Raw genomic sequence first — 23,410 nt, forward strand, 5'->3', positions numbered from 1 at the left:
AGGTGACAATGGAAAAAAAACAAATAAATTTCGAGCAGATGATTGAGGAGGACTTTATTTTTTATATAGATTTACAACAAATTCAACAAGTGCTTCTTAACTTGGTGTTGAATTCGATTCATGCCGTTGAAGAAACAAAGGAAAAGACCATTAAAATCACCATTGATAAAGTGAACGAAAAGACAGGGCGGATTACCATATCGGATACGGGAATAGGGATGAAGCAGGAAGAACTGAACCATATTTTTGAGCCTTTTTTCACGAATAAAGAAAAGGGCGTCGGTTTGGGACTTACGTTATCGTATAGGCTTATTAAAGAAAATAACGGAGATATCCATGTAAAAAGTTACCCTAATTCAGGAACGACATTCACCATTTTACTACCTATATATATTGAATAGAAGCCTGGAAAGAGGAGGAGTCATATGAAAATGCAAGTATTGGTGATTGATGATGAACCTGCTATTTGCACCGCTCTTAGCTTTGCATTGGAAGATTCTTATGTTGTCATGACAACTACAGACCCGGATGAGGGTCTACGGAAAATCGACAATCAGCACTTTGATATTGTGTTACTTGATTTGAGAATAGGAAATAAAAGTGGACTTGATGTCCTCCAGAAAATCAAACAAATATCACCTAACGTAACAGTCATCATGATGACTGCCTATTCATCCATTGAAACTTCCATTGAGGCCATAAAAAAAGGAGCCTACTACTATATTGAAAAGCCAATTAATATTGAAGAACTTTCTTTGCTGTTGATGAGGGCAGCCGAATTCAAACAGATGTCCAATCAATTGGAGACATTACATGAAGAATTAGAGATTCAAAAGAGATTTGGTAACTTCCTTGGTAACAGCAAGGCGATGCAGCGTATTTTCTCAATGATCGAAAGAGTGAAAGATATTGATTCCAGTGTTCTCATCACGGGTGAAAGTGGTACTGGAAAGGAGCTTGTAGCCCGAAATATCCATACTTTGGGAAGAAGGAAAAACAATCCAATGCAGATCGTCAACTGTGCAGCAATTCCTGAGATGCTGCTGGAATCTGAATTGTTCGGTTATGAGAAGGGAGCATTTTCAGGTGCAACTCAGAGGAAGGAAGGGAAATTCGTTGCTGCTAATGGAGGCATCCTTTTTCTGGATGAGATCAGTGAAATGCCCCTTCCACTTCAAGCCAAATTATTAAGGGTATTGCAGGAACGGGAAGTGACGCCTCTGGGATCCAATACAAAAATCTCATTGGACGTCCGTATTATAAGTGCAGCCAATAAAAACCTGGAACAAATGGTGATGGAAGGGGAATTTAGGGAGGATTTGTTTTTCAGGCTAAATGTCATTCCCATCTCGATGCCGCCACTAAGAGATAGAAAAGAAGATTTACCGATCCTTATGGATTATTTTATAAAAAAACACGCGAAGGATATGAATCGTGAAGAAAAGATGTTCTCGGCAACCGCACGTCGGATTTTACTGGATTATCATTACCCTGGGAATGTCCGGGAGCTTGGAAACATTATAGAATATGCTGTTGCCCTATCAAACTCAAAAAAAATGGAAGAAACCGACTTGCCGCAATATGTTCAAGAACAGAAGTTCATTCTCCAGCCGGATGGCACGGACGACGATTTTAACAGTTTCAGGATTCCCATTGGCATTTCCATGAAAGAGATAGAAGAAAAAGTCATAACGGCCACTCTTCAATATTGTAATAATCATCGGCAAAAAACAGCCCAAATCCTAAAAATTTCTGAAAGGAGCCTTCGTGATAAAATCAAGCTCATTTCAAAAGAAGAATAAAGGGTTCATCGTGTTAACCGGCAATTTTTTCTGGAAAACCGGAAAAAATTGCCGGTTTATCCTTGTATAACATGCTTGAAATCGGCAGGATTTGCGTTTTAAAGCAGAAAATCGACTTGGCATGGCATTTGCATCTAAATTCATTAAGAAAGGAGGATCACGATGAAAAATGGAGCACTCTTTATAAAAGTCGCTTTGTTATTTTGTTTCATGACAGGATGTTCTTTTATGAATGAGCAGCAGGAAATTTCTAAACCTGCTACTACCTTGATCCAGAGGCAACTAACTTCTGAAGGACAGGATTTAAATAATAGGATGTTAATCATCGGAACCGGAGATATGACAGGTGTTTACTTTTCATTAGGACAAAGATTATCAAATATGTATGAAAAATACAACGGAGCTGTGTCAGGTACCCAGGTCACCGATGCTTCCATCGAAAATACTGAATTGGTTAGCCGTCATCGGGCAGAAATTGGTTTTACCACAGTGGATGTACTGGATTTGCCTGAAACGGATAAATCCAAGTTAAGAGCTTTAACGGCACTATATTCCAATTATGTTCAAATTGTTTCTACTAAACAAAATGATATTGATTCCTTGGAAGATTTAGTTGGTAAACGCATTAGTGTAGGAACGGCTGGAAGCGGTACAAGGCTTATTGCAGAGCGGATACTGTTAGAATCCGATTTACCGACTGATCAATTGAATTTATCCTATCTTTCTTTTTCTCAATCTGCAGAAGCATTACGAAATGGTACCATTGATGCAGCTTTCTTTTCTTCGGGAATCCCTAATAATGAAATCGCTTTCATATCAAAGCAGACGGAACTAACTTTCATTCCAATACCGGGAGACATCATTGAACGCCTTCAAAAACAATATGGGGTTTATACCCATAATGAAATTCCCAGAGATACATACAGCGGGATGAAAAAAAATGTCCAAACGATTTCAATTAAAAATGTCCTGGTAACCTACAAGGAAATGTCTGATCCTCATGCTTACAATCTTGTAAAAACATTATATGAACATCTGCCTGAACTGCAGCATACACATCCAGCTGCTTCTGATATTTCAATAACGGAAGCAACTAAACAAGTTCCCTTGGATTTTCATCCAGGGGCCGTGAATTATTTCACCGAACAAGGAATTATTGGAAATCAATGAAAAACGGGAGGTAATGACTATGAAAAAGCTAATGAGTCTTTTATCAATAATAGTATTGATCGCTCTTGCGGGTTGTGGTAATCCCACTCCGCAAAAACCGGGGGAATCCGTTCAAACGGGTACAGGTGAAAAAGGAGAGAAAAAAATAACGATAGCCGGTAATGGTGGTGTCATCGAAAGTGCCATCCGAGATGTGATTGCCCCAAAATTCAAAGAAGAAACGGGAATCACGGTTAATTATATTTCCGGTTTATCAGGTGAAATCCTATCCAAAGTGGAATTACAGAAGAATGCTCCGCAAATAGATGTTGCCCTTTTTGTACCGGTTGACGTTATACGCGCTAAGGAGAAGGGACTGATCGAACCAATTGATGAGTCCAATGTTCCCAATATGAAATCGGTGGATTCACGGTTCATTCCGGTTGAAAATGCGGCCGCTCCAGCATTCGGTTTAGTCATTGCACCAGCTTATAATACGGAAACCTTTAAAAAGGAAGGCTTAAAATCAATTGAATCATGGAATGATCTTGTCTCACCTGATTACGAGGGTAAAACGGCATTTTCAGATATTACGAATGATTGGGGTTTCAATACCCTTAATGGTCTGGCGATTTCAAACGGCGGCAGTACGGAAAACATGGAACCAGGTCTCGAAAAGGCAAAAGATCTTGCAGCCTATTCCAATACATTTTATAAAAACTCAACGCAAATGATGCCAGCTATCCAACAAGGAGCTGCTGACGTAACGGTCATGGGAAGTTATTCCATAGGTGAATTAGCCGTTTCAGGTATTCCGATTAAGATGGCAGTACCTAAAGAAGGCGTGCCGCTTCAAGCTTTCAGCGCTGGTCTAGTGAAAAATACGCCAAATAGCAAAGAAGCCCTAGAATTCATCAACTATGTAATCAGTGAAGAAGCACAGGCATTAATTTCGGAAAAAGGATTTTATCCGACAGTGGAAGGCATGAAAATTCCAGAAAAATATGAAGAGTCAATCGGGCTTAAAGCAAGTGATAAAACATTCAAACCTGATTTCGCCAAGTTTGCTGAGATCCGTGCAGAGGTGTCAGACAGATGGGCGAAAGAGGTTACTCCTGAATTAGGGAAAAAACTCAAATAAAAAGGAGCGTGTTGATCACATGGAAGTATTAAAAAAAGATGTGGAAATTAATAGGCAACATCTGGAGGCAGTTCAGGGGGTTGGCTCAAAAAAAAATGATGTAGAGATAAAAGGCGCGTTTAAACAATTTGGAGCGAATATTGTCCTGAATGGCATTGATTTGGAGGTGAAACAAGGAGAGTTACTCACTCTTCTTGGTCCTTCCGGGTGCGGAAAGTCCACAACCTTAAACCTTATTGCCGGGTTCCTCGATCCGGATCGGGGCGAGGTCCATATTAAAGGCAATAATGTTACGAAGGTTCCGCCTTACAAGCGTGATTTAGGAATGGTTTTTCAAACTTATTCGCTTTTTCCCCATATGACAGTCTATGAAAATCTCAGTTTTGGCTTGAAACTGCGCAAAGTCGGGAAAGCTGAGCAAAAAAAGAAGATTAGTAAAGCGCTTGAATTAGTGAAAATGTCAGGATTGGAGAATCGTTATCCAAGGGAATTATCAGGAGGTCAGCGTCAGCGTGTAGCGATTTCAAGGGCACTTGTTGTTGAACCGGAGCTCCTTTTGCTTGACGAACCGCTTTCAAACCTTGATGCAAAGCTGCGTCATGAACTCAGGGCCGAGATTAAGCGTTTACAAAAGGAAATTGGCGTAACGACCATCTTTGTGACTCATGATCAAGAAGAAGCTCTTTCCATGTCTGATCGGGTCGTGGTCATGAATGCAGGGAAAATTGAACAAATCAGTACTCCGACTGAGATATACAATCATCCGAAGACAGAGTTCGTCTTTCAATTCATCGGGAAATCGAATTGTTTTGAAGGGAATGTGTCTGCTGTCGATAAGCGGAAAGTTGCAGTCAAGATCGGTTCTGATATCACTCATGTCGACACAAATAACGTCATGGGAAATGAAAGTGATCTGAAAACCGGGGATGAGGTAAAGCTTTATATTAGACCGGAAAAACTGCAAGTTGTTTCTCTTGATGAAAAATCTTCATCTCCATTGGATTTCCATCGTGCCAAGATCAGCCAAATGAACTATCTCGGTACCTCATGGGAAATCAATGTTCTGTTACAGGGGAAAAGTATTCAAGTATTGACTTCCGCTACCGATTCATCATGGCAAAATGGAAGTGAGGTGTTGATTGGATGGAGCCCATCAGAAGTTATGCTAGTCAAGAAATAGAACAGCAAACGAGTCCTATTGAGCCGCAAAAGAAGCCTAAAAGCAAGAAAAGGAAAGTCTGGGTGCCGGGGTTACTACTTTTAACGCCGATTCTGCTTTTCATATTTGGTTTCTTTGTCATACCGATGTTATACATTTTATATTTAAGCTTCATATCCACAGATAATCTTGGAGGAGCGGAGGCAGTTTATAGCATAAAAAACTATACCCAATTATTTTCCGATAGCTATTACTTATCTTCATTATGGCTGACAGTGAAGATCAGTTTATATTCGGTCTTGGTTGCTTTATTTCTTGGATATCCAGTAGCTTTGACAATGGCCAAAAGTTCAGCGCGGATCAGAGGGTATATCACTCTCTTGATCGTGTCACCGCTCTTGGTAAGTATAGTTGTCCGTAATTTTGGCTGGTACCTTTTGCTCTTGCCTAATGGAACGATTAATCAAACCTTGATGGCCCTTGGCATAATAGATGCACCATTGAAACTATTGTTTTCGGAAATCGGAGTTGTGATTGGGCTTTCCAATGCATATCTTCCTTTCATGATCTTATCCATCGTTGCAAGTCTTTATAATATCGATCCTTCTCTTGATAAGGCAGGAGCCATACTTGGGGCAAGCCCATTCAGAAGGTTCTTTTCCATTACATTGCCGCTAAGCATCCCAGGTATCGTATCTGGCTGCATTCTCGTATTCAGTTTGTCAATGAGTGCTTATGTTACGCCTGCACTAATGGGGGGAGCCAACGTGCCCGTGATGCCTGTTGTCATCTATGATCAAATTAATAACCTGCTGCATTGGACATTCGGATCTGCTCTTTCTTATATTCTATTAGCAACCACTGTCATATCGGTAGCCGTCTTTACCAGAGCGTTTGAAAAAGGGAAATTCAAGGAGGTATTCCGATGATGAAAACGTTTGGCGGCCTTCGGATTGCAGTAGCCGTTTTGGCCGTTATCTATATCTTGATCCCGCTCATTGTCGTTATTCCCGCTTCTTTTACAAGTGCCAATTATCCAAGTTTTCCGGCTGAAGGCTTTTCACTGCAATGGTATGCCAAGATCTTGGAGCGCCCTGAATTTTTGGAAGCATTTTTGAACAGTGCGAAGTTCGCAGCATTAGCTGCCCTTTTCTCCGTCATATTCGGTACTTTGGGTGCCCTTGGCATCGCAAAGTATGATATTCCGGGAAAATCGTATATTACGGCCCTTTTAACTTCTCCATTAAGTGTGCCGCAATTAGTCTTAGGGATTGCACTCTTAATGTACTTTACACCAATGATGCTTGCCGGTACGTCCACAGGATTTTTAATTGCCCATATCGTGATATGCATACCATATGTCATGCGGCTCGTATTAACCGGTTTAAGTGGATTTGATTATAATCTGGAAAGGGCCGCGGCCATACTTGGAGCCAATCCACTAACGGTATTCATGAAAGTGACACTGCCGCTAATTGGATCCGCGGCCATCTCAGGGGGATTATTCGCATTTTTGACATCATTTGATAATGTAACGGTCTCTCTTTTTATGGTATCACCTGAAATGAGAACGCTGCCGATCGAGATTTTCTCGCAAATGCAGGATGCCTACAATCCAATCGTCGCATCCGTGTCAAGCGTGGTTATTTTCATATCAGTCCTTCTGATTGTCATACTTGAAAAAATTCAAGGTGTAGGAAAAGTTTTTGGCGGTTCGCATCATACAAACGGTTAAAAAAAGATATATATGATGTGACAAACGATCATGCTCGCAAAGTTATGATTTTTTCGAAGAAAACTCATGTGTACATTCCATTCAAATGGGCCAAACACCTTTTCGCAGCCAATAACGGCGCCGTTAGGACAGGGACAGAGGGATTAACCTGCTTTGCGATATGTTCCATACTATATTGTGAAAGCAAAATCACGTCTGCCTTTCCATCCAATTGTTCCACCATCTTTTTAACCCGATCGTCATGTTCCTTTCTTTTTCCTTGTGATAATAAATGGATGATTCCGGGATCGACCAATGACTCGATCATACAGTCCGGTTTCTTATTTAATAAGTAATTTTGAAGGGCGATCGGCGTTTCTTTTACGGTAGAAACCAGGCCAATGCGAGTATAGCGAAGAGCTTCATCAAGCATGGCCTCATCTGAACGAAATAACTTTACAGAGTATAAAGGTTGTAAAATTGCAGTGATGTCATTAAAGGCAGAACAAGTAAGTTGGATGCATGAAACATCAGAATCATAGGCGATATTCACTAATGCAGAAAAGCGGCGGATGATTTCAGGAGTTAACTTGCCGCTCTTTTCCATCAAGGAGAGAAGAGACGTGTCCATGAAATGAAGGAGTTCAATGTTCGGTGCAACGGTCTGAAAGGCAATTTCAATTGGTTTTAGTGCAGTTGTGGTTGCATGAATCAGTGCGATTTTCAAAAAAAAACCTCCTTTTCTTTCATCATTATATCTAGCAGAATCTTAAAATGCCATTATATTACATACGGATAGACCTTTTCCAAATTTCTATTAAGAAAGGAAGTGAGAAGCATGGAGAAAGAAGCCCTGGTCGATCTTCGACAGGTAATTCCAGGTGACAGAATGTTTCTTGATTTGGCAGAAAGGTATTGTTATAGCTACGACGCTTCTTTTGGGGAATATTTACCCGAAATCGTCATCCAGCCAAAAAACGCGGAGGAAATCAGTGAAGTGGTTAAATTGGCTAATACTCACAAAATACCTGTTTACCCTAGAGGATCTGGAACTTCGCTAAGCGGCGGCCCTTTACCTGTTAAAGGGGGGATGGTTCTTGATATGACCCTTTTGCGTGATAAAATGATCATTGATCGGGAAAATATGCTTGCCATAGTCTCTCCAGGTGTGATTACGGCTGATATTCATAAAAAGGCTGAAGAAGCCGGCTTATTCTATCCGCCGGATCCAAGCAGTTCCAATGTAGCCACTATAGGCGGGAATCTATTAGAAAACTCCAGCGGGCCAAAGGGATTGAAATACGGAACGACAAAAGAATACGTGATAGGTCTGGAGGTGGTCACCCCGACGGGAGAAATCATTCGGACCGGCGGAAAGACCGTAAAAAATGTAACTGGGTATGATTTGACCCGATTGATCGTGGGATCGGAAGGTACTCTGGGCATCGTAACTGAGGCAATCATCCGCTTAATACCAAAACCTCAATCTAAACAAACATTTGTCGCCCACTTCAATCATTTGATAGACTCTGGCCATGCCATTACCAGCATTTTATCATCAGGAATTCTACCTTCTGCCCTGGAATTGATGGATAATGCGTGCATCCGTGCAGTTGAAAGCTACCGTCCTTCCGGATTGCCTCTACAGGCAGAAGCCATTTTGATCATAGAAATAGATGGACACCCATTGGCGATTGAGGAAGAAATCAATAAATGCGCCGATATATGCAGGGCAGAGGGTGCTTCCTACGTCAAGATAGCGGAGACAGAGGAGGAACGACAAACGATTTGGAGTGCGCGTAAATTGGTTTCCCCGGCCATTACACAAATGGGTCCTACAAAAATTTCTGAAGACGCGACCGTTCCACGCAGTCAAATACCGGCAATGATGGAGAGATTAAACAATATCCGGGAGAAATACGGGTTGAATTTGGTTGTATTCGGTCATGCAGGGGATGGGAATTTACATCCGAACATCATTACCGATAAAAGAAATATTTCGGAAATGAAAAAAGTGGAGCTTGCTGTCAGTGAAATTTTTGAAGCAGCAATCGAATTAGGCGGAACACTTTCCGGGGAACATGGAATCGGTACTTTAAAGTCACCATATATGGAAATGGAATTAGGAATAACCGGAGTGAATATGATGAAAAAAATTAAAGAAGCATGGGATCCCAATAATATCCTGAATCCAGGGAAGATTTTTCCTGATAAGGGACAGACAAGGGTCGTGTTGGTTACATGAATCTACCCGCCAAACAGAATGAGTCAAATGCTGCGGTCCAAAATTTATATTCAGATGCCTATGATTGGACAAACCAATGCGTAAAATGCGGATACTGTTTACCGGCATGCCCTACATATGAATCAATGGGTGTGGAATCCGCCTCTCCACGCGGTCGTATCAATCTAGTGAAAATGGCAGCCGAAGGAAAAATAGATTTCCAAAAAGATTTAGCTGAACCAATCGACTTATGCTTAGGCTGTCGTGCTTGTGAAACAGCATGTCCTGTTGGTGTGCCATACGGACATATACTGGAAGCGGCAAAAGAAGCCATTGAAAACTCCCCGTCAGCAAACCAAAAAAACAAAATGACAAGAATCAAAAAACTGGCATTGGTTCATCTTTTTCCATATCCAAAACGAATGAACAGAATTGGAAGTGCAGTGCAACTTTATCAAAAAACAGGCTTATCCAAGCTTATCCGTTCATCAAAAGTATTGCAGAAGGTTTCCCCTGCCCTTGCACATTTAGAACAGGCACTTCCAGACATCGAGACTTCCTCCAAACGTATACGGCCAGGTACGCTTATGCCGGCAAAAGGGGAAACGAAATTAAAAGTGGCATTTTTTACTGGGTGCATCATGGATTCCATGATGTCACGAATAAACCGTCTTTCCATTGAGCTGCTTACCATAGCAGGGTGTGAGGTCATTATCCCAGAAAATCAGAATTGCTGCGGTGCTCTGCATTCCCATCAAGGTGAAACAAAACAAGCGAAAGCATTGGCAAAGAGGAATATCCAAGCCTTCATGCAAACGGATGCTGATGTAATCGTAAATAACGCAGGAGGCTGCGGTGCTTCGCTTCTTGAATATGGACATCTATTGGCAGAGGATCAAGAATCGGCTGCGGCGGCAAGGGCTTTCTCGGAAAAATCAAAAGATATCAGTCAAATTCTTCATCAATTGGGGCCGCTACCCTTCACTGAAGAATGGCAAGGCATCGTTTCCTATCAAGATTCATGTCATTTACGTAATGTTCAAAAGGTCCAAAAGGAACCTCGTTTATTATTGCAATCCATACCAGGAGTTTCCTATGTCGAAATGGAAGGGTTTGACCGCTGCTGTGCATCTGGAGGCATTTACAATCTTCTCCACTTTGATGAATCCATGAAAATTCTTGATGAGAAAATGAAGAATTTTAAAGAAACGAAAGCAACTACCATTGTTACGGTTAACCCAGGATGCCAAATGCAAATGAGCATTGGCATCCAAAGGGAGGGAGCGGCAAACCAAATGAAAAGTTTGCACCTTGTTGAAATACTCGCCAAAGCTTGCGGCTTGGATTGACAAAAAGAAATACTTCAAACTTCATAGGACATTACTCGTCAGTATTTCCTGCACTAATGGGAAAATACTGACGTTATTGTTTTAAATGATGAAGGCGGAAAAATCTTTGCAGTCAATAATGCAGTGCCATATGTATGAATGAAAAAATATCGGTGCCGGTTCATAAATGAAAAAACCGTTCAATAATCTGAACGGATGGAATCAAATTAGATGTGGTAGTAAATGAATTTAAATTCCTGTTTTTATCCCAAAACCGATTAAAATTACGCCAGTTGATTTTTGGAATGCTTTCTGGAATTTGGAGTTGTTCATCCATTTTTTTGCGTAATCAATAAGATAAACAAGAAATAGAAACCACAGTACAGCTAGCAAGGTTAAGATGAAGGCTAATATAATCAATTGCTGGTTTACATTTCCGTTCAAATTGATAAATTGCGGCATGATTGTTATATAAACTAAAACGGTCTTGGGATTAAGAATATTATTAAGTAATGCTTGCATGAAGGAATCTTTATTGTGCCGGTTTGAATACTTCGCAGGTGTATTTGCTTGTGCTTGAATTTCTTTTAAGGAAAAAACGCTTTTAGCAAAAAAACTTTTTATCCCTAAGTAAATTAAGTAGGCGGCTCCCAAATATTTGATTGTACTGAAAAGAATCACAGACTTTGCAATGACAACAGATAGTCCAAGAATGGCTATAAGCGTCCAAAAAGTAAGTCCCGTTGCCATCCCAAGAACAGTATAACGTCCCGCTTTCGGACCATGGCTAAGCGTGTTTTTCACTAAGAGCATTGTATCTGCCCCCGGTATAATGACCATCATTGCCACTATTGATATGTATGTAAGTAAGCTGTCCATACTAATTACCCCTCCCGCTTTTATAGTGGTTACTAAAGTAACTACTTAGTAAGTATATTAGATGAAAATGGAAAACGTCAACAGATTTTGCTAAAATATTAGTTACAAAGGTAGCAACTACGGTTGTGTTGGAGGGTTTATGAAAGAAAACATTTTAGAAACATTAAAAAATCTGAATTTCACCGAATATGAAGCGAAAGCATATCTTGCCTTATTGGAAGAATCGCCATTAACAGGCTATGCAGTAGCAAAAAACTCAGGTGTACCACGTTCAAGAATATATGAAATTCTGGATAGTCTCGCCATACGCGGAGATATTCTGGTCAGTCCTGGAAACACACCACAGTATACTCCTGTTCCTGCAAAGGAGCTAATAAAAAACCGTCGGATGAAAGCGGAAGAGAATTTTGAACGGGCAGAAAAATCATTAGCGGAGTTCGAACGGTCTGCAAATGATCGTGAAAATATCTGGAATATCATGGGGCGCAATGAAATACTCGATAAGGTAAAAGCTTGTATATTATCTGCTAAAAAAAGAATACTCTTAGAGATTTGGGAAGACGAATTCGATGAATTAGAACCTGAACTAAGACAGGCCGCAAATAGTGGGGTCAATGTAACAATTATTGCCTATGGGGAAATCGTCTGTGATTTTGCAAATGTTTACCTCCATTATATGGGTTATGAAATTACAGAAGAGTATGGTGGACGATGGCTTGTTATCAGTGGAGATGATTCAGAAGTTGTCGCAGGTATAGTCTCTCTTGGTAAAGATAGCCGTGCAGCATGGACCATGCATGTAGGTTTAGTGATGCCCATTACAGAAGTCATGATTCATGATTTGTATCTCATGGAAATCATGGAGAAACATAGGGAACTTTTAGAAGAAAGTTTTGGTGTAAACCTCGTCAATTTACGGAAAAAATTTTCTATTCATCCAGATAATAAAAAACATTACGTGGACTAGATTTGTACATGTTCAATAATAAAAGCATCCTCCATAGCGGCATGAATCCAGGCAGGATTTATGCCTTTTTAAAGTTGAAGTTGATAGGCGCAGGTAAATTGAAGACAAAAAAAGCATCGCGTCCCCGGAACCCGGGTGATTGACGATACGGCAGATAAATTTAACTATATTAAAATATGGAAAAGGGTATAATGAAGAATGGAATAAGCCATTTTGGTAATGGGATTATCATATCGGATTACATGTTTGATATCCGGATCACTAAGACAGAAGGAGAAATGATTCATTTGAATAACAAGGAAACAAAGGGTATCGAGTTACCTGCCAACTATGAGGAATTAAAAAAATCTGCCAATCGAAAATCTAATTGGAGAGAACGTTTAGATGCAATCGAGGAATTAGGTCAAGCAAAAAATAAACAAGTAATCGACATTCTCACACATATCATGAATAATGATTCTGTATATAAAGTTCAAGAGGCAGCCTACCGTCAATTGAAAAGTTTAGGCGAAGATGTGCAATTGCCAGCAAGGAAAAAGGGCGAGTTGATCAAAGGTTTGACCAAAATCTTAGTGAGGATCAAAAAGAGTTTACCTGAAAATCACACATATCACGAATTCAAAGACAAACTCCAGAAGATGAGAATGGATATATATGATACATATGAGGGTGAAAAAGGAGCAGACTTTGATAAATGGCTTGAAAATACGTGGTCAACTTTATCGAAAAGATAAAAGTTTTTAGAAAAATAATTAATATGGATACAGGAGCAAAGTTTTTGCTCCTTTTTCTTATGTGTAAAACAAAGTTTTAGCTATGGTATGCTAATATATTTAAAAGAGGAAGTATTTGGCTGTTTGCTTTATTTTGAAAACCGATAACTACATACGAATTCAGGGGAGACAAGATGACAGATTATATTGAACTTTGGAAACAGGCAATGACAGATCATACAGGGAAGATACCTAACAGGCTAAAAGATGATGCTGCAGAAGAAGCTTTTTGGGCTTCCAAGGTTGCAGCGAAAAAACAACATAAAGCGGACCCTTATGCAAAAATTGTGCAGCAAGAGTTATTGGCATTATTAAAACAGGATGATCATGTTTTGGAAATCGGCCCTGGATGGGGCAATTATACATTTGATATTGCAAAAGAAGTCAGGAAGCTAACTTGTATAGATAGTTCCAAAAGCATTATCAGCTTTTTGGAATCCCAGGCAAACGAAAAAGGTTTCGAAAACATGGAGTTAATTCATGATAAGTGGGAAAGTGATAACAAAAAAGTCAAATATGATGTAGTATTTGGTTTTAATTGTTATTACCGAATGAGTGAAATCGGTCATACCTTATTAAAAATGAATAATTCTGCAGCACGTTTAGCAATAGTAGGTATGACAACCGGACCAGAAAAACCTCATTATATGGAATTGAAGCAACGAGGATATACGATTAATTTAAGAAGACGGGATTACATACACATCTTGAATGTTTTGTATCAACTTGGAATACTGGCGGACTGTAAGATCGTTAAATTGAAAAGCAAAAAAATCTATTCCAGAAGAAGTGATCCGAGATAATACAACAAAAATTCTTGATGAACATTTTTCCTATGATGAAGTAAAAACGATCCTAAATAAATATGTGGTGGAAAAAGAAGGAGTTTTCGAATACGAATATCCGTTTCATGCAGCTTTGATGTATTGGAATCCAAGGTTAAATTAACAATTTAGTACCTTTTTCTCTGGCCTTTCAGGAAAAAGGTATTTTTTCTGTTGGATATTCGCAAAATAATAGTAAGGCTACAAAAAATGATGAAAAAACGGAGTGTGAATGATGAATGAAAGAAATATCCGAAAAGAGATTTTGTGAAACTTGTAAAAAAGAGACAGTTCATACAGTAACTGAAGATGCATTGGAAATAGAATATTCATGTAATGAATGCGGTAAGCACCAAGATATTTTCAAGACATTTTTTTAGAAACACAAATTTCACTTGAAAATAATCAGTAAAGTGAAGAAGTATCCAGTTCATTCACGAAAAATATTCAATATTTGTTAATTCCGAAAGCAATAAACTACACATGCCGTTAGTCTCAATCTAGTGTACTAAGAATTTTAAAATACATACAATGGTATACATAAAAACAGAACTTTATTTTTAATCAGTGAATCGTTGTAAATCTAAAGCACGAGGACTCATGGTAGAAGGATTACTTTCATCATCGTAAAGAAGTGTTTTTACTATGGAAGGATTCCCTTTTATTATGTGAAAAGATGCTTGATGTTTTATTAAAGGGCCCAGATTTAAATTTTCTATAATTTCTTCCAACGGTATGCGATATGTGATATATTGCATATTATATATATCTGTATTTTAAGGAGGAATACCGTTGAAGCATTCAAATTCTTCACAAAAAATTAAACGTACGTCTGTACGTGAAGAAGCATACATGATATTGCGGGATTGGATAGTCCAGGGAATCCTGACACCAGGCCAACAATTACGCGACAAAGAATTAGCCGAACAATTGGGAGTAAGCAGAACCCCTATTAGAGAAGCACTTTTAAGGCTTGAGGATGAGGGATTTGTCGAGACCAAGCCGAGCCGTTCAACTATTGTTTCCCCTATTCGATTCGAAGGGGTATTAAACATATATTCCATTGTTTGGACACTGGAAAAGCTGGCTATGGAACAGGCTTTTGATTTCATTGAAGAAAGACACTTAATGGAGATGGAAGCCATCAATCATGAAGTGAAAAATGCAATCGACGGGGGAAATCAAATAGTGGCCGTCCAGAAGGATAATGACTTTCATTCCATTTACATCAATCTTTCTACAAATGATGAGTTGAAGCGGATTCTATCGGGACTCAAACAAAAACTTACACGAATGGAACTGTTTTATTTCAATCAGGTAAGTGATGTTCACTTATCCTTTGATGAGCATGATCAGATCATACAGGCAATTAGGGTTGGAAATCTCGCTATGGTGCTTAAGGTGATAGAAAAGAATTGGAAAGAAAGTTACTTTAGAATTCAAGCCCATACGGAACGTGTAAAAAGTGGGGAAGAAAAAAATGAATAATGATACTTTAGTTGCTATATCACCTTCAAGAAATAAAGGGATTGCACTGGTACTGACTGGTGCTGCGTTATGGGGAGTGTCAGGAACGGCAGCTCAATATCTATTTCAGCAGCAAGGTTTCAGTCCTGAGTGGCTCACTGTTGTACGCTTGTTGCTCTCTGGAATCATCTTATTGGGGATCGCTTATAAGAATGAAAGACTGAAAGTTTTTGAGATTTGGAAAACTAAAAATGATGCGCTTCAAATTATCCTTTTTGCCATTCTCGGAATGCTCGCTGTTCAATACACATATTTTGCAGCTATTGAACATGGCAATGCAGCCACTGCCACTGTCCTTCAATACTTGGCCCCGGCACTTATCACTTGTTATTTAGCCATTCGTTCCAGACGTTTTCCAAGCATTACCGTGAGCGTAGCTGTGATCATAGCGATTTTAGGCACTTTTTTGCTTGTGACGGGAGGAAGCATACGTACACTCTCCATTTCCGGGTGGGCAGTATTTTGGGGGGTAACATCAGCCTTTGCCTTGGCATTCTATACATTGCAGCCTTATAAACTCCTTTCAAGATGGGGTTCAATGATTGTTGTGGGTTGGGGCATGTTGATTGGAGGCATATGCTTTAGCGTGATCCACCCCCCATGGGCATTTGAAGGCAAATGGACGTTATCTTCATTTTCAGCGGTTTTATTCATCATCATTTTCGGTACGATCATTGCTTTTTATTTTTATTTGGAAAGCACAAAATTCATCTCTGCTTCAGAGGTAAGTTTATTGGCTTCCGTTGAGCCATTATCCGCAACCTTAATATCTATTTTCTGGTTGAATGTAACATTCGGTTTTGCCGAGTGGCTCGGCACACTCTGCATTATAAGCACCATTACGATACTATCCATCGTAAAAAACAAGTGATGTCATTGTAAACCTGGGAAAATCTGCTGTAGTTATTTTTACTTGGCGATAAAAAACCATAGTCTACCCTGTAAGGGGATAATCGAACATTAACGAAAGCTTAATTAGCATGAGTTATATCCATACACTTCTTTAAAAAGGCAATTACACTACATGTGAATTGCTTTTTTTGTATCTTACGAGTTTTACGCATACATTTTGCCATTCAAAAGTGGTTAATTAGCAACAATAAACGGATATAACGATTCACTTGTTGATCATATAAAGAGAGGAGAGGGGAAATGGAAATAGAGTAGCAACCGTTCTTTTTCCCTTTTCCAAATACATAAAAAGCTTCCTCTCGACATGGGCAAAAACGGCAATGGAATCGTAATGTATCTCTATTAGCAAGCATTGAGTTAACTCTCTCTTGAGACCCCTAAAAAAACAGCAACAACTTCGGAAATAAAGTTGCCGTCATAAATAGGTCTTATTTTAATAGGGAGGGCTTGGAAGTATCATTCCTTCTAAGACATGGATTTTCAAAAATGCTTTTCTACCTCTAGTAACTCTTATAGATTACGGCTGTTGTCGAGATGGTCTTACAATAAACTCATTAACGGTAACATCTTCAGTTTGATTTAAAGCAAACAGAATCGTTTCCGTAATACCGTCAGGACTAATCGCAAAAGCATCGTATAATTCTTCGAACGGGCCTTTCAAGTCTGTGTCAGTAATAGTTTGCGTCTACCGACCCAAATTAAAATATTATTGCTATAAATAGGGATAAGCCGTTAACAAGGATTACATGACCGAATAAGATGAAGGAAAATGTAATGACAACGGGGGGAAATACATGAAAGTAGTAATCCTATGTGGAGGAAAGGGTACAAGGATGAGTGAGTTGACAAATGATGTACCCAAACCATTAGCCCAAGTAGGAGGCAAGCCTTTGCTGTGGCATATCATGAAACTATATAAAAATTATGGTTTTGATGATTTTATTTTATTGCTTGGATATAAAGGAGATCAGATAAAGGAATACTTTATGAATTATGATTGGAAAAATCATAATTTTACATTAGATACTTCTACCGGAAACATTCAATTGTTGCAACATCCAGAAAAATGGAAAATCACCTTTCTTGATACCGGCTTAGAGACCATGACGGGAGGCAGAATAAAAAGAGCAGAAGAATATATAGGAAACGATACCTTTATGCTTACCTATGCTGATGGATTGGCCAATATAAATTTATTGGAATTATTGAAATTCCATAAAGGCAATGGGGCAATTGCGACCGTAACAGGAGTAAATAAAATTAGTCAATATGGTATTTTAACTGTTAATAAAGGAATAGCAGAATCATTTGCTGAGAAATCACGGAGCGAAGGGGTTATTAACGGAGGTTTTTTTGTATTAGAACCTAAAGTATTCGAATACTTAACCGATCATCCCAATTGCATTTTTGAAGAACAACCCTTGAAAAATCTGACACTAGATCGTCAATTGGCAGTGTATCTTCATGAAGGATTCTGGATGGGAGCGGATACCTATAAAAACGTGTTAGAACTAAATGAAATGTGGAAGCAAGGTATGAATTTTTGGGCGAAGTAACGAATTAAGATGGAAGGCAAAGAATGTGAATGAATAGTATGAATCCATTTTGGAAGGATCGAAACGTTTTAGTTACAGGATGTACAGGCTTTCTGGGAAGGTATTTAGTAAATGAATTGACAAAATCAGGTGTAAATGTAACAGGACTTATTCGAGGGAAAGGTTTGAACTCCTCTTCTTTTCACGAGGACCTATGTTCAAACATCAACTATGTTCACGGAACATTAGCGGATCTCCCAATGATCCAAGAGGCACTGGAGAAATATGAAATAGATACTGTTTTTCATCTGGCTGCACAATCCATCGTGGGGACAGCGAACCAGAATCCAGTTCATACTTTTGAAACCAATATACGTGGTACATGGAACCTATTAGAAGCTTGCCGGCATCATCCGGTAAAAAGAATAATCATTACATCAAGTGAAAAATCATATGGTCATCATACACGAGTCCCACTTGATGAAACCTTCCCCCTACAAGGGAGACAACCATATGATGTTTCAAAAAGCTGTGCTGACCTAATAGCCCATACCTATTTTTATACTTACAAACTGCCTGTATGTATCACAAGATTCGGAAATGTATACGGGGGTGGAGATTTAAACTTTAATCGGATCATACCTCAAACCATCCGCTCTATTATTCATCATGAATCCCCCGTAATAAGGAGTGATGGCACTTTTGTTCGCGACTATTTCCATGTTGAAGATGCCGTATATGCCATGATGCTATTGGCAGAAAAAATGGAGGAATTGGAGATTTCGGGAGAAGCGTTTAACTTCAGTAATGAAAAACCGTTAAGTGTATTGGATGTCGTAACTAAAATATTGACTGTTATGAATAGTGATTTACATCCAATCATTCTAAAATTAGCAAACAACGAATCAAAACAGCAATTTCTGTCTGCCCAAAAAGCAGAAGAGCTATTAGGCTGGAAACCAATCTTTAATTTTGATGCAGGTTTAAAAAGAACAATAGAATGGTATAAGGAATATTTCCGATTAGGAGAGTAGAATTGAACATTTTGAGAATGAAAAGAAGGTGTTAGTTTATGAATAAAGATTTTTGGAATAGAAAAAAAGTACTTGTTACCGGTCATACCGGATTTAAAGGTTCCTGGTTATGTTTGTTGCTTTATTCATTAGGCGCTAAGGTAACAGGATATAGTATGAGGCCCCCAACTTCCCCCAGTTTATTCGAATTATGCCGTATCGACCAGCTGATACCTACCCGATATGCGGATATTAGGAACATTCACACATTACAATCCACTATTTTAGAACTAAAGCCTGAAATTGTCATTCATATGGCAGCACAGCCATTAGTTAGAACCTCCTACTTAAACCCAGTTGAAACCTATGAAATTAACGTAATGGGAACCGTTCACCTACTAGAAGCCGTGCGAAATGCCATCCACAAGGGCATTCCCATCAAAGCGGTGATTAACGTAACCACTGACAAATGCTATGGAAATAAGGAGTGGTTTTGGGGTTACCGGGAAAACGATGTGCTCGGCGGATATGATCCATATTCAAGCAGTAAAGCCTGCTCAGAATTAGTCACTGAAGCTTATCGAAAATCATTTTTTAATTTGGAGGATTATGAATCGCACGGAGTAGGGGTCGCAACTGCAAGAGCCGGTAACGTCATCGGCGGTGGTGATTGGGCGGTTGATCGCTTAATACCGGATTGTATTAAAACCTTGTTAAGGGGAGAAAAAATTAAAATTAGAAATCCTTATGCTATTCGGCCGTGGCAGCATGTCCTCGATCCGTTAAGTGGGTACCTATTATTGGTAGAGAAATTATATAGTGATGGAAAGCAATATTCGGAAGGCTGGAATTTTGGTCCAGACGATGATAGCGGAAAATCCGTTGAATGGGTTGTGAAGAGTCTTTGTTCCAAATGGGGAGAGGATGCCACATATGAAATTGAAAACGGACGTCATCTACATGAAGCCCATCAATTAAGACTCGATTGCTCAAAAGCGAAATTCAAATTGGGGTGGTATCCGAAATGGAATACCGAATGTGCAATTGACAAAGTCATTGAATGGACACAGGCCTATCAATCTAATTCTGACTTGATGGCTGTATGCATGAAGCAGATTGATGAGTATCGTAATATTGATATGAAATCTATTTAACTCATAACATTCAAAATTTTTCAACATGTAGTTATATAAAAACTAAATTATCTTTAAAAAAGAAAATGAGGTGCTTCAATGGAAAATGTTTATTGTTCCATTTTATCGAAAGGCAGGGTATACCAATTCCTTGCCTTGGTTTTTTCCTTGCAAAAGACGTCAAAGGAGGATTTTGATCTATTCGCACTTTGCATTCAAGATGAGACGTATAACTTATTGGAAAAATTAAATATTAAAAATCTTCACGTCGTTCATGAAAAAGAACTTGGAGAAGAAGTTCTAGCTTTAAAAACAGAAAGAAAGATCCATGAATACTGTTGGACGTTAAAACCTATTTTTTTAGAGCATCTTATGATGAAACATCATTCGGCAAGTCGATTAACCTATCTTGATTGTGATTTATATTTTTGGAATGACCCTTCCATTATATTCAAGAATCAACCAGATTGCTCGGTCCTATTGTCTCCGGAAGAAAAATACAACCCCTCCTGGAGTTCCAACTTTAAGCGTTATATGCAAAAAATAACGGGAGTTTATAACTCTGGATATATAAGCTTCAAAAAGGACGAATTTGGTCTATCTTGTTTGCAGTGGTGGAAAAAGAAATGCATTGAACGATGTGAAATTGTACCTAGTGAGGGGTTTTTTGGTGATCAGAAATATTTAGATCAAATGCCAAAGTTATTTTCCAATGTTTGTGATATCACAACCCCAGGAGTCAATATCGGTATATGGAATGACCTGAAATTTCAATTCCATGAAGATGATGGTGCAGTTTATGTAAATAAAGATAGGCTTATCTTTTATCACTTTTGCGGTTTGAGAATTGTGAATAAAAATAAAATCGAGTTAATATTTAACCAGAAATATGTTCCATTTATCTTTGAGTATTATCAACAGAAGCTCCAGGAGTCAATCGATTTGGCAGAAAAAATTGATCCCACTTTCAACGGATATGCATCTGAAGAAGATTTGAAACGGTATTGGTAGCTGAATGGGTACTCGCAATTTGTCAATAATGGCTTTGGATGTATAAATGATTCCCATAACGAAATGAAGAAGGTGAAATGATGAAAGCAAGTATTATTATCCCCTCCTATAATGCAAAGGAACGGTTATATTTAAACCTACTCTCTCTATCGTACCAAGACTACCCACATCAGGATTTTGAAGTGATTGTGATCGACAATGGATCAACAGATGACACGATTGATATGCTATCCAAATTCGAAGCAAAATTCCCTCTTATAACATTACGAGTGGATCAGAATAGGGGAATCGCCTATGGGAGGAACCTAGGCATATTAAAGGCTAACGGAGATATTCTGATTTTTCATGATAGTGATATGATCGCGTCAAAAGACTATGTAAGAAAGCATATCGAGGCACATCAAGAAAAAAACAAGGTGGTTTGTGGATTATGTTGGCTGAGAATATACAGTTTTTATTATGAAAATTTTAAATCCTTTCACCAACAGCTATTTAAAAGGTTAAACAACCCATATACTGGGGTTCAACAAGTAAACGATATTGTCTATCAACTAATATCTGAAAAACAGATCAAAGACGGCTCGTTTATGAACTATAGCTTCGAATTTGATAACGTTGTTCTCTTTTCCTATTTAAAACAAACCCTTCAAACGTATAAGGAGAATTTAACGGGTTACCATTTTCCATGGAGGTATTTTCTAACAAATAACGCTTCAGTTGAACGAAAAAGGGTTTTGGAAATTGGTTTATTTGATGAAAAAAATGCAAATTGGGGATTCGAGGACTTTGACTTAGGCTATAGGCTCTACAAATCCGGTAGTGAATTTTCTGTCAGACACGATATTATAAGCGCACATCAAGAACATGAGCGAAATTATACGACCAAAGAAATTAAAGCAAGTACTGATTATTGGTTTGAAAAATATAATGAAATTGATTATATAGATATGCTTTTAAGCCTGCTATTTGACATCGCTTCTATTTTTCCACCCATGGAACCCATTATCGAATCAACGCATTTAAACAGTTTGATGGAAGAAATATACGAAATACGTAAACTCTCAAGGTACAGTGATCTATTAGATTCTTTTCGGGAAATGCTACAAATAGCCAAAAAGAAATATTTGAAACAAGAGGAGCAAATTCAATTAAATGATTTGGGTAAAAGTATAGATTTTAATATTGTTTTCCAAAAGGTAAACGAAATTCATGAAAAATTTGGCATGAGTCATTTTTATAACGCCTTTATTGCATTAAATAATTATAATTCAAATAGTTTTTCGACAAAGTGAAAGGGGTTTTCAACATGGACTTTCCATTAGGCGACCTCCAATCGATATGCAGGGAATTTGGAATTGGAGATCTGATAGCAGTTGAAGGCCGCCTTGGTGGGTTTGTAAATACGAATTTAAAGATCAAAACAGAAAAAGGCCTTTTTGTCATTCGAATCTATGGAGAAAAGTTTGAACCACAACGTATTCACTATGCACATGATATCATTTCGATTCTCCGTTCATCCAATGTACCAGCATTAATGCCTATACAAAATAAATTTGAAAACTATTATTCAACATACAATGATCATTTTATAGAAGTTACCCCGTTCGTACAGGCTAATCATTTCCAGTGGATTCCAAACCAAGCCTACTTCAGCGGCATCATGCTGCGAAAAATGCACCAAACACTAATGCATGTTAAAAAAGATCCTCCACCAAGACAATCTATATACGATTATTACAATTGGAGTGTGTTGGACGACATGTCTAAATTACAGCCACTTTACAACTGGACGAATCAGAACATATTGGAAATCTATCAAATAAATGAATTGATCCTGAATAATTCCCGAAATTTAGAAAGTGTTTCCATAGATCTACCTACAACGATTTTACATGGCGATTGGCACCCCGGGAATCAGCTTTACAAAAAAAACGGTGAAGTGTGCTGTATATTGGACTTCGATTCGATTCAGCGAGGGGAATGTGTCTTTGATGTAGCCTACGCCCTTTATTTTTATTTATTAAAAGATAAAAGCGAAGCATTAGGGAAGCCTTTTTTGCAAGGTTATGGCGTATTATCTGAACAAGAACAAATGGTACTCCCTGTTATGATTGCTAAACTTGGATTGTTTTTTGGGAGTTTTATTAATAAAGGGGATTTAGAGTTTTCAAAGCAAAAGGAATTAGTGGAATGGGTCCTCTCCCAAGAAGGTATCAAAACGCTGCAAGATATGCTCAGACCGGATATTGCACGCTAACACTGGAATTTTGCTTAACCTTAAACTAGCATCATCCCAATTGACATTATCCTTTTTGTTTT

Annotated in this window: 22 protein-coding genes; 20 read left to right on the top strand and 2 right to left on the bottom strand. The window is 38.6% G+C overall.

What is annotated here, in order from left to right; genetic code table 11:
* The 7 genes from ADA55_RS12865 to ADA55_RS12895 form a co-directional block, all read left to right on the top strand.
* Window positions 1–401, top strand: a 401-nt coding sequence (locus tag ADA55_RS12865) for a sensor histidine kinase (protein ID WP_048684413.1), incomplete at its 5' end; no start/stop codon positions are given.
* Window positions 402–425: 24 nt separating this feature from the next.
* Window positions 426–1,802 carry a sigma-54-dependent transcriptional regulator gene (locus tag ADA55_RS12870; RefSeq protein WP_226990466.1) on the top strand — a complete coding sequence of 459 codons (1,377 nt, stop codon included), beginning with the start codon at window positions 426–428 and terminating at the stop codon, window positions 1,800–1,802.
* A 162-nt stretch (window positions 1,803–1,964) separates the two neighbouring features.
* The gene (locus ADA55_RS12875) at window positions 1,965–2,972 is read left to right on the top strand and encodes a TAXI family TRAP transporter solute-binding subunit (RefSeq protein ID WP_048684415.1); all 1,008 of its coding nucleotides are present in this window, start codon (window positions 1,965–1,967) and stop codon (window positions 2,970–2,972) included.
* 19 nt (window positions 2,973–2,991) lie between these two features.
* Entirely contained in the window at window positions 2,992–4,092 is a 1,101-nt protein-coding gene (locus ADA55_RS12880; protein WP_048684418.1) for an ABC transporter substrate-binding protein, read from the top strand.
* Window positions 4,093–4,111: 19 nt separating this feature from the next.
* Window positions 4,112–5,272 (top strand): ABC transporter ATP-binding protein, encoded by a 1,161-nt coding sequence (locus tag ADA55_RS12885; protein ID WP_053087404.1) that lies wholly within the window; start codon window positions 4,112–4,114, stop codon window positions 5,270–5,272.
* A complete protein-coding gene (locus ADA55_RS12890; RefSeq protein WP_048684420.1) occupies window positions 5,236–6,180 on the top strand; it encodes an ABC transporter permease in 945 nt (314 codons plus the stop codon). The genes ADA55_RS12885 and ADA55_RS12890 overlap by 37 nt, the downstream gene beginning before the upstream one ends.
* On the top strand, window positions 6,180–6,986 hold the full coding sequence (locus ADA55_RS12895; RefSeq protein ID WP_105718853.1) for an ABC transporter permease: 807 nt from the start codon (window positions 6,180–6,182) through the stop codon (window positions 6,984–6,986). Before ADA55_RS12890 ends, ADA55_RS12895 begins: the two co-directional genes overlap by 1 nt.
* A 64-nt stretch (window positions 6,987–7,050) precedes the next feature.
* On the opposite strand, the gene ADA55_RS12900 is transcribed toward ADA55_RS12895, so the two are convergent.
* Entirely contained in the window at window positions 7,051–7,692 is a 642-nt protein-coding gene (locus ADA55_RS12900; RefSeq protein ID WP_048684426.1) for a hypothetical protein, read from the bottom strand.
* A gap of 111 nt (window positions 7,693–7,803) precedes the next feature.
* Here ADA55_RS12900 and ADA55_RS12905 point away from each other — a divergent pair, with 111 nt between their 5' ends.
* Window positions 7,804–9,210 (top strand): FAD-binding oxidoreductase, encoded by a 1,407-nt coding sequence (locus ADA55_RS12905; RefSeq protein ID WP_048684428.1) that lies wholly within the window; start codon window positions 7,804–7,806, stop codon window positions 9,208–9,210.
* A complete protein-coding gene (locus ADA55_RS12910; RefSeq protein ID WP_048684430.1) occupies window positions 9,207–10,538 on the top strand; it encodes a (Fe-S)-binding protein in 1,332 nt (443 codons plus the stop codon). Before ADA55_RS12905 ends, ADA55_RS12910 begins: the two co-directional genes overlap by 4 nt.
* A 228-nt stretch (window positions 10,539–10,766) precedes the next feature.
* Here the strand turns inward: ADA55_RS12910 and ADA55_RS12915 are convergent, their stop codons facing one another.
* Complete coding sequence (locus ADA55_RS12915; protein ID WP_048684432.1) at window positions 10,767–11,396, bottom strand: homoserine/threonine efflux transporter; 630 nt, start codon at window positions 11,394–11,396, stop codon at window positions 10,767–10,769.
* 139 nt (window positions 11,397–11,535) lie between these two features.
* Here ADA55_RS12915 and ADA55_RS12920 point away from each other — a divergent pair, with 139 nt between their 5' ends.
* The 11 genes from ADA55_RS12920 (at window position 11,536) to ADA55_RS12970 (ending at window position 23,348) form a co-directional block, all read left to right on the top strand.
* Entirely contained in the window at window positions 11,536–12,363 is an 828-nt protein-coding gene (locus tag ADA55_RS12920) for a TrmB family transcriptional regulator (protein ID WP_048684436.1), read from the top strand.
* A gap of 278 nt (window positions 12,364–12,641) precedes the next feature.
* Window positions 12,642–13,097: a HEAT repeat domain-containing protein gene (locus tag ADA55_RS12925; RefSeq protein ID WP_048684503.1), complete on the top strand. Its 456-nt coding sequence runs from the start codon at window positions 12,642–12,644 to the stop codon at window positions 13,095–13,097.
* A 173-nt stretch (window positions 13,098–13,270) separates the two neighbouring features.
* On the top strand, window positions 13,271–13,939 hold the full coding sequence (locus ADA55_RS12930; RefSeq protein WP_226990467.1) for a methyltransferase domain-containing protein: 669 nt from the start codon (window positions 13,271–13,273) through the stop codon (window positions 13,937–13,939).
* Between the two features lie 813 nt (window positions 13,940–14,752).
* The gene (locus ADA55_RS12935; protein WP_048684437.1) at window positions 14,753–15,448 is read left to right on the top strand and encodes a GntR family transcriptional regulator; all 696 of its coding nucleotides are present in this window, start codon (window positions 14,753–14,755) and stop codon (window positions 15,446–15,448) included.
* Window positions 15,441–16,358 carry a DMT family transporter gene (locus ADA55_RS12940; protein ID WP_048684439.1) on the top strand — a complete coding sequence of 306 codons (918 nt, stop codon included), beginning with the start codon at window positions 15,441–15,443 and terminating at the stop codon, window positions 16,356–16,358. Before ADA55_RS12935 ends, ADA55_RS12940 begins: the two co-directional genes overlap by 8 nt.
* Window positions 16,359–17,193: 835 nt before the next feature.
* Entirely contained in the window at window positions 17,194–17,955 is a 762-nt protein-coding gene (locus tag ADA55_RS12945) for a sugar phosphate nucleotidyltransferase (RefSeq protein WP_048684440.1), read from the top strand.
* A 38-nt stretch (window positions 17,956–17,993) separates the two neighbouring features.
* Window positions 17,994–18,968: a GDP-mannose 4,6-dehydratase gene (locus ADA55_RS12950; protein ID WP_048684506.1), complete on the top strand. Its 975-nt coding sequence runs from the start codon at window positions 17,994–17,996 to the stop codon at window positions 18,966–18,968.
* 38 nt (window positions 18,969–19,006) lie between these two features.
* Complete coding sequence (gene rfbG, locus ADA55_RS12955; RefSeq protein ID WP_048684441.1) at window positions 19,007–20,101, top strand: CDP-glucose 4,6-dehydratase; 1,095 nt, start codon at window positions 19,007–19,009, stop codon at window positions 20,099–20,101.
* A gap of 78 nt (window positions 20,102–20,179) precedes the next feature.
* Entirely contained in the window at window positions 20,180–21,091 is a 912-nt protein-coding gene (locus tag ADA55_RS12960; protein ID WP_048684443.1) for a hypothetical protein, read from the top strand.
* 80 nt (window positions 21,092–21,171) lie between these two features.
* Complete coding sequence (locus tag ADA55_RS12965) at window positions 21,172–22,383, top strand: glycosyltransferase (protein WP_053087405.1); 1,212 nt, start codon at window positions 21,172–21,174, stop codon at window positions 22,381–22,383.
* A 14-nt stretch (window positions 22,384–22,397) separates the two neighbouring features.
* Window positions 22,398–23,348: a phosphotransferase gene (locus tag ADA55_RS12970; protein WP_048684447.1), complete on the top strand. Its 951-nt coding sequence runs from the start codon at window positions 22,398–22,400 to the stop codon at window positions 23,346–23,348.
* Window positions 23,349–23,410: the final 62 nt, after the last annotated feature.

Source organism: Bacillus sp. 220_BSPC, assembly GCF_001054655.1.
GTDB classification, from domain to species: Bacteria; Bacillota; Bacilli; order Bacillales; family DSM-1321; genus Peribacillus; species Peribacillus frigoritolerans.

Bases quoted from the DNA above. Each gene is read 5' to 3' on its own strand.
- ADA55_RS12870 (WP_226990466.1), top strand. From the start codon at position 426: ATGAAAATGCAAGTATTGGTGATTGATGATGAACCTGCTATTTGCACC.
- ADA55_RS12875 (WP_048684415.1), top strand. From the start codon at position 1,965: ATGAAAAATGGAGCACTCTTTATAAAAGTCGCTTTGTTATTTTGTTTC.
- ADA55_RS12880 (WP_048684418.1), top strand. From the start codon at position 2,992: ATGAAAAAGCTAATGAGTCTTTTATCAATAATAGTATTGATCGCTCTT.
- ADA55_RS12885 (WP_053087404.1), top strand. From the start codon at position 4,112: ATGGAAGTATTAAAAAAAGATGTGGAAATTAATAGGCAACATCTGGAG.
- ADA55_RS12890 (WP_048684420.1), top strand. From the start codon at position 5,236: ATGGAGCCCATCAGAAGTTATGCTAGTCAAGAAATAGAACAGCAAACG.
- ADA55_RS12895 (WP_105718853.1), top strand. From the start codon at position 6,180: ATGAAAACGTTTGGCGGCCTTCGGATTGCAGTAGCCGTTTTGGCCGTT.
- ADA55_RS12905 (WP_048684428.1), top strand. From the start codon at position 7,804: ATGGAGAAAGAAGCCCTGGTCGATCTTCGACAGGTAATTCCAGGTGAC.
- ADA55_RS12910 (WP_048684430.1), top strand. From the start codon at position 9,207: ATGAATCTACCCGCCAAACAGAATGAGTCAAATGCTGCGGTCCAAAAT.
- ADA55_RS12915 (WP_048684432.1), bottom strand. From the start codon at position 11,396: ATGGACAGCTTACTTACATACATATCAATAGTGGCAATGATGGTCATT.
- ADA55_RS12920 (WP_048684436.1), top strand. From the start codon at position 11,536: ATGAAAGAAAACATTTTAGAAACATTAAAAAATCTGAATTTCACCGAA.
- ADA55_RS12925 (WP_048684503.1), top strand. From the start codon at position 12,642: ATGATTCATTTGAATAACAAGGAAACAAAGGGTATCGAGTTACCTGCC.
- ADA55_RS12930 (WP_226990467.1), top strand. From the start codon at position 13,271: ATGACAGATTATATTGAACTTTGGAAACAGGCAATGACAGATCATACA.
- ADA55_RS12940 (WP_048684439.1), top strand. From the start codon at position 15,441: ATGAATAATGATACTTTAGTTGCTATATCACCTTCAAGAAATAAAGGG.
- ADA55_RS12945 (WP_048684440.1), top strand. From the start codon at position 17,194: ATGAAAGTAGTAATCCTATGTGGAGGAAAGGGTACAAGGATGAGTGAG.
- ADA55_RS12950 (WP_048684506.1), top strand. From the start codon at position 17,994: ATGAATCCATTTTGGAAGGATCGAAACGTTTTAGTTACAGGATGTACA.
- rfbG (WP_048684441.1), top strand. From the start codon at position 19,007: ATGAATAAAGATTTTTGGAATAGAAAAAAAGTACTTGTTACCGGTCAT.
- ADA55_RS12960 (WP_048684443.1), top strand. From the start codon at position 20,180: ATGGAAAATGTTTATTGTTCCATTTTATCGAAAGGCAGGGTATACCAA.
- ADA55_RS12965 (WP_053087405.1), top strand. From the start codon at position 21,172: ATGAAAGCAAGTATTATTATCCCCTCCTATAATGCAAAGGAACGGTTA.
- ADA55_RS12970 (WP_048684447.1), top strand. From the start codon at position 22,398: ATGGACTTTCCATTAGGCGACCTCCAATCGATATGCAGGGAATTTGGA.